At 49.6% G+C, this 7,103-nt stretch carries 5 protein-coding genes; 3 read left to right on the top strand and 2 right to left on the bottom strand.

The annotated features are described in order from the left end of the window. Positions 1 to 425, bottom strand: a 425-nt coding sequence (locus NZ772_10445; GenBank protein ID MCS6813970.1) for a Gfo/Idh/MocA family oxidoreductase, incomplete at its 3' end; no start/stop codon positions are given. Between the two features lie 296 nt (positions 426 to 721). Here NZ772_10445 and NZ772_10440 point away from each other — a divergent pair. After that, positions 722 to 1,618, top strand: a complete 897-nt coding sequence (locus tag NZ772_10440) for a pirin family protein (protein MCS6813969.1) — start codon at positions 722 to 724, stop codon at positions 1,616 to 1,618. 402 nt (positions 1,619 to 2,020) lie between these two features. On the opposite strand, the gene NZ772_10435 is transcribed toward NZ772_10440, so the two are convergent. Continuing rightward, complete coding sequence (locus NZ772_10435; GenBank protein MCS6813968.1) at positions 2,021 to 2,920, bottom strand: ABC transporter permease; 900 nt, start codon at positions 2,918 to 2,920, stop codon at positions 2,021 to 2,023. A gap of 534 nt (positions 2,921 to 3,454) precedes the next feature. Here NZ772_10435 and NZ772_10430 point away from each other — a divergent pair. Next, entirely contained in the window at positions 3,455 to 5,197 is a 1,743-nt protein-coding gene (locus tag NZ772_10430) for an iron uptake porin (protein ID MCS6813967.1), read from the top strand. Positions 5,198 to 5,533: 336 nt separating this feature from the next. After that, the coding region (locus tag NZ772_10425; GenBank protein MCS6813966.1) for a hypothetical protein at positions 5,534 to 7,103 on the top strand (1,570 nt) is incomplete at its 3' end.

Below are 7,103 nucleotides of genomic sequence, written 5' to 3'. Positions count from 1 at the left end.
GCCCGATCGGAAGAGGGACTCATGCGATGAGCCTCTACCGCCAACAGTTCTTCTGTTTTTAAGACCTTACTAAATTCTTGGAAGGCTGGATTGAAACGTTCAATATGCCCAACTTGCAGAATGCACTGGTGCTCAGCCGCTGCATTAACTAAGGACTCAGCTTCGGCGATGCTAGCGGCGATCGGCTTCTCAATCAACACATGGACACCTTCTCGCAGACAGGTCATGCCCACGGCATGGTGCAGTCGTGTGGGCACCGCAATGCACACCGCATCAACGTGCTTCAGCAGATCATGATAGCTTTCAAAAAATCGCACCCGATACTTACCGGCTGTATCTAGGCCGCGATCGACGTTGATATCTGATATGCCCACCAACTCCACATCTTTCAACATGCTCAACACCCTGGTATGATGCTGACCCATGTTGCCCACACCAATCACCCCGACCCGAATCGGCTTAACCGCAGCCTGATTCTGTAACGTGCCCTCGCTCACTCCAGCGTCCTCCTCTAAACATGTAAGGAAATATGTAAGGATCCGAACGTTTCCAGATAATTCTTAAACCTTAAGCTTTTCTAAATCCTTCAGATACTATCACTTGGCCTGATATATGTGAAGATTCTCAAGTTATTGAGAAGTTCCGCTGTGCCGCAGCACCAAACTTTGAATTTTGACCAAATTTTGACCAGATATATCTGACCAACTATGACGATTCAAATATGACAATTCAGCAACTGATTGACCCAGAAGTAAAGGACTTGGGTGGCTTTGTTGCCCGCCGCAGTTTGCCCTATCCTGATCGTCAACTGGTTGGCCCCTTTATCTTTTTTGATCACTTAGGGCCAGCTTCACTGCCAGCCGGTAAGGGCATTGATGTACGTCCTCATCCCCACATCAACCTAGCAACAGTAACCTACCTGTTTGCCGGAACATTGCTGCATCGCGACAGTTTGGGCACTGTACAAGAGATTCAACCCGGCGCAGTCAACTGGATGACGGCTGGGCGGGGCATTGTGCACTCAGAGCGATCGCCAGACCACGATCGAGCTACAGACAGCACTATCCACGGCATTCAAACCTGGGTGGCACTGCCTGAGCACCACGAAAAAGATGCCCCTTGGTTTCGCCACTACCCTGCGACTTCGCTTCCCATCTGGCAGGAGAATGGAGCTACTATTACCCTCATCGCTGGCCAATCCCATGGGCACGCATCTCCCGTTGAGGTGTTTTCTCCTATTCTCTACCTAGATGTCATCCTGACACCCCAAGCTCAGTTCACCCTGCCTGCTGACTACCACGATCGCGCTGTCTACAGTGTCACCGAGGAATTGCACATCGACCAATACCCTCTGCCGCCACATCGACTTGCCCTGCTAGAACCGGGCAAAACTATAACCATCTCGGCTAATAGCGATGCCCGCTGTATTGTCATTGGTGGTGAGCCGTTGGGTACTCGCTACAAATGGTGGAATTTTGTCTCCAGTCGAGTCGATCGTATCCAACAAGCCAAAGCCGACTGGCGAGAGGGTCGCTTTGCTCCTGTGCCAGGGGAAACTGAATTTATTCCCCTGCCCACTGTGGTAACTGAAGCGAACCCAATACCAGAGTTGAGCTAGCTAGGGGATTAGACTCATGGCAACCATCTTCACAGCAATATCCCTAGCGAAGAATTTTATAGACTGACCCGGCAAAATCTGGCCTTGCTAAACGCAGATATGAACTGCTCTCATCCCCAACTCCTCTCTCTAGGAGGAAGATACAGGGGTGAGGGCAAAATCGATGATTGTATAGGTTGATAGCTGTGGGCCTTTAGCAATGAGACCCCACACAAACCTCACCTACAGCCCTCACTTAATGGTTGCGATGTTAGATAAACTTCGTGATTTTGGTAAAAACAAGTCTCAACAGTAACTCTAGGTGTATTTAGCAGATTGTCAAGATAAAAATAATTCATAGCAAGCATCCCTAGGCAAAAGGATTGCTTTGTACAGTCCACGCTGTAAATTCAGGAGAATTACCTAAGCATCAAGGGCATCGCCACTGAACTTAATCAGCAAAGCAATGGCAATACTTACCATGAAAATCAGCATCATACTCATGGCAGAGCCAAATCCCCAATTTTGAGTTGCTCCCAAGAATTGATTGTAAATTAGTCGGGCCGAAGTAATGCCCGATGGCCCACCCAGTAACTGTGGGTTTACGAAGTCACCCAAGCTGGTGATGAATACTAAAAATGACCCAGCGGCAATGCCAGTAAAGGTTTGGGGCACAGTGACCTTGAAAAAAGCCTGCACTTTGGTAGCTCCTAGGTCAGCAGCAGCCTCTAGTAAGCGCTTGTCTAGCTTTTCGAGGGAAGCATAGAGAATCAGCACAATGTAGGGCAACAGGTTATAGGTCATGCCGATGAAGACAGAAATGTCGCGGTTGAGCAGGTCTAGGGCAGGCAATCCCAGGCTGGTAAGGATGGTGTTAATTAGTCCTGTAGGGCGAAGGATAGTAATCCAAGCGTAGGAACGCAGCAGCGATGATGTCCACAAGGGTAAGACAAAGCCCAGCAATAATAAGTTGCGCCAGCGTTTAGGAGCCATCTGGGCAATCCAATAGGCAACGGGAAAGCCTAGCAGCAGACAAGCAATGGTGGTACCGATCGCGTAGTATAGCGATCGCAGCAAGACTCGAAAATACAGCGGTTCAAAGATCTGGAGATAATTTTGAATCCCTGATGGATTAACAACCTGACCTGGACGAATCCCCGGTACCAAGCTCAACTCAAAGATAATCAGTGTGGGAATTACCAGTAGCAGCAATAGCCAGATGCCGGCTGGCCCCAGCAAAATCAATGGCTCTAACCACTGGGGAGCAGCTTGGTTAGTGGTTTCAGGGGTAGAAGTATCGGGCGGGGAGACGTGGGTAGTCACAGTCAAACCAAGGGTTAAAGACTCTAAGACTTGATTGTATGAGGCAATGCCTCGACTAGGCAAGTTTGTGGATCAAGGCGATTGCTAACCATCCAAAGATTGATGAAGTGAGGGCAGCACAATTGTTCTCACAATCAGAGAGTTGAGCAGAGTCACGGTCAAAATTATCCAATACGAGAATTTTCAGATTCCTTCCCTGACTGAGGATCTTGGCGTTGAAAGGTGACTCACAGGTCGGAATGTTACCCAGAGATGGGAACATTATAGTGACTATCACCTTCATTGAGTCGGAAGTTACTGAGTGGTTGGGATTATTTTCCTAGGCGATGAGACTAGTCTGCCTTAAGGGAGGAGATAGACCTACCCAGGGGACTACGGACTGAACAGGGGAAGATAACCGTCCTAGTGCAGGCTAGGTACTTTTAGCTCCAAGTGCATGTCCATAAACTCAATCCTATCTACCCAGAACAACTAGGGGATTGCATCAACGGATAAAAATCCGTGTCACTACAATGGCTTTTTTTTGGTGTGAGTATGAAAACATTAGCTGTAAAATCACTGCATAATTGGCTCCTAACCTTGGGATGGTCACTGCTAGGTTGGTTAGTGGCAGGTGCACTGTTAGAGCCAGTCATTGCCCAAACCTCTAGTACACTGCGATCGCTACCAGAAACCCCTGATCGAGGCTGGTTCACCAACGAGATATTGAACCAGATTGATGCCTACACCATGGGTAACTCTAGCCTTCCCTATGGGATGACGGCAGATCCAATGGCGCAGGTAACGTCGGTATCGCAGTTTTCTGATGTGCAGCCAACAGATTGGGCCTATCAAGCGCTGAAATCGCTGGTGGAAAAATATGGCTGTGTAGCAGGTTATCCTAGTGGCACCTTCCTAGGTGAGCGCTCCATAAGTCGCTATGAATTTGCGGCTGGGTTGAATGCTTGCCTCGATCGCATTACTGAACGCATTGCCACTGCTGGTGTTGATCTTGCTAGTCGGGATGATCTGACCACTCTGCAACGTCTACAAGAGGAGTTTTTGGCAGAGCTGGCAACCTTGCGCAACCGCACAGATGAGCTAGAGGTGCGGACAGCCGCTTTGGAAGCACAACAGTTCTCCACTACAACCAAACTGTTTGGACAGGCAATTATTGGTGTGCAGGGACGATCCAACAACACGATTAACTTGGCAGGTTTCCGCTTTGAAGATACCAACACCAACATCAACTTGATCAGCAACGTCCAGCTCAGCCTATTTACACAATTTAGTCCCCGCAGCATTTTGCAAGTCGGTCTAGTGGCTGGTAATGGTGACGTGGGTAATCCAGTGCTCACTAATGACGTGCGCTTGAGCTACGACAGCGATACCAACGGCACTGTTCAGATTAGCGACCTCACCTATCGGCACCTAATTGGCGATAATCTGGCTCTGGTGGCCGGTGTAGAAGGGGTGAATATGGTGAATGTGTTCCGGGGTGCTAACCGGATTGAAAGTGCTGGTCGTGGGCCAATTTCTCGGTTTGCCCAGCGTAACCCTATCTTGAATATCGGAAATGGCCGTGCTGGTCTGGGTTTTGACTGGCAGATTAGTGATAGCCTTAGCTTGCAAGGGGTCTACTCTGTCAGTCAGCCTGCTAGCCCTGGTGGAGGTGGACTATTTGGGGCACGAGATAACGAGACGGTGCTGGGTGCACAGTTCAACTGGGCACCGATCGACACTGTTGATATTGCTCTCAACTATATCAACGCCTACTCGCCCTTTGGCAGATTGGGTACAGCCGTTGGTGATGACCAAGTTGCGCTCTCTCAATCGGCTGATTTGCGATCGCCCATCAACACGAATGCGGTTGGAGGCACAATTTCATGGTCAGTGAGTCCTCAATTTACTGTCGGTGGGTGGGCTGGCTTTACCACCTCCACCCTTACAGGATTGTCTGGCAGTGTGGAAACGCTAAACTGGATGGCATTTCTCAATTTTCCTGACCTGTTTGGGCGGGGAAATGTCGGTGGTATCTATGTTGGGCAACCCCCAAAAATCATCGGTAGTTCTCTTCCTGCTGGGCGCAATATTCCTGACTTTGTTTCCAATGGTGGTGCAGGTGCTCCCGGTGGGCAACCCGGTACTACAACCCATGTAGAGGCGTTTTATCGCTGGCAAGTGACTGACAATATCAGTATTACGCCTGGTGTGGTCGTAGTATTTACACCTCGCCACAATCCAGCCAACAGTGACACGATTGTGATTGGAGCTGTGCGAACCACGTTTAATTTCTAGACGGAACATTATGTCAGTAGCACCGTCTGACTGAACTAATTTGGTCTCTGCACTATCTGCACTAATTGTTGGTGTTTTGTTGGCGTTCTATAGCTAGCGTGCTACGGCTAGAAAGAACCCAATGGCCACATGGGTTGCGGTATTCCTGACTCATCCTACATGGGATTTCGCCATCAACTCACCGACTTCAGATTACACAGGCAATTGCTGATTATCAGGACACTGTTGATCAACCCTTGTGACAGACGTTTGGCACTGTGATCAGAACGATGGTGACGCTACCTATCGTCACACTAGTACACACCTAATCCTCGAAGATATACCCGGAGATAACGTATGACGCTTAAGCTACCCTTATCTACGCTCTGTACAGGCTTAGTGGCAGGCACCCTGGCGATCGCCCCTGTTGCCCATGCTCAGAGCACTAACACAAGCACCAATACTAGTACCAACACGAGCACTAATACCAGCACGAACACCAGCTCTCAAGTATCAGTCACGGGCGGTACCGCAGCAGGCGATGCGGCATTCTTCTTGCCCAGTGCGGGCCAAACTCGACAAAATACGGTTCTCTATGATGCTGTCATTAACCAACTGCGCCTAGAGACCTCGATCGGCAACACAGGGTCTGCTCGGTTTACACCCACGGCGGGCAACATTCAGATTACAGGTAGCCGTCAACCTACCAGTGGTGACTCTGGCATCTTGCAAGGTGTGTTAGCTGGGGTTGCCTTCACTGCTGCCGGACAGCCTGTATTCTTTCAAGGCATTCCCACGACTCTTAACTACACCCTCAACAGCTACACACCACAACTGCTCCTAGGTGGCACTTTGGTAAGCCCAGTCCAAACCGGTACCGCACCACTGGTATTCTTGCCCACTGGCAACGCTACCGTCACCTTAACGGGTAACTCTGCCAGCAACTTCCAAACCGATAAAGGGATCCTGTCAGCCGGTAGTTTTAATGCCAGACTCACTAATGGCAATATTCAACTGCCTCCTGACCTTACCTTTCTGGCCACAATCTCGAATCCACCTCAAGTTGGCGATCCTGCCCAGCTATTGCGTCGGGTGAAGTTTGAGTTTGAGGGCAAGGATGTGTTTCCGCAAGCGGGTACCGATCTCAACCCAGCGGGCAACAATATTCGGTTTGTTGGCACAACGGACAAGTTCAAGGTGCAGACTGTAGGCACACCCGGCCAGCGTGAATTCAAGATCGAAGGTACTGTCTCTAGCAACCTAGACATCGCGATCGATGGCCCCTTCTCCATCAAACGAGATGACATCTTAGCCAACAGTGCCTCCACTACCTACAAGATTGAAGGTGAAGCTCGCGGTTTACTCTTCTTCCTGGGTAATGGCAACGGAGTTGGGTTCAATGGGGAAGCTCGTAAGCCTACTGAGTTCAAGTTTGAACAGGGATCGGATAAGTTAGAGGGCAGGTCTGAAGGTGACGTAAGGTTTACAGTAGCCGTTAGCGGATTCACCAACACCTACAACCCCGGTAGCAGCAACACTAGCAGCAATACCAGCAGCAATACCAGCAGCAATAACGATGATGACTTAACTAGTGGCTTCGGCACATCCCGCCAATACGTGGTTAACATCATTCAACCACAGCGAGTTGCCATTCCAGTCACCAGTATTTCATCGTTGCTATCCTCCCAATCCTTAACCATTCTGCGCGATCGCATTATCTTTACGCCCAGCAATAACACATTGGCTACCAACATTCTTAGCGTCAACCCTACTAAGTCTCAGCGCAGCAATAGCAGTTCCAACTATGTAGCTATTTTCACCTCTCCCACAGCAACCTATCAGTTATATGGCACCTTCAGTGGGCAACTCGTAGTGATCAACAAGGGACGCAAAATTGTAGTTGTGCAGCGGGGCCGTGGTCGGCGTA

This window comes from Cyanobacteriota bacterium, assembly GCA_025054735.1.
In the GTDB taxonomy this organism is placed as follows: domain Bacteria; phylum Cyanobacteriota; class Cyanobacteriia; order SKYG9; family SKYG9; genus SKYG9.
The sequence above is the reverse complement of the archived record's forward strand: the minus strand, read 5'-3'. Positions and strand labels throughout refer to the sequence as shown.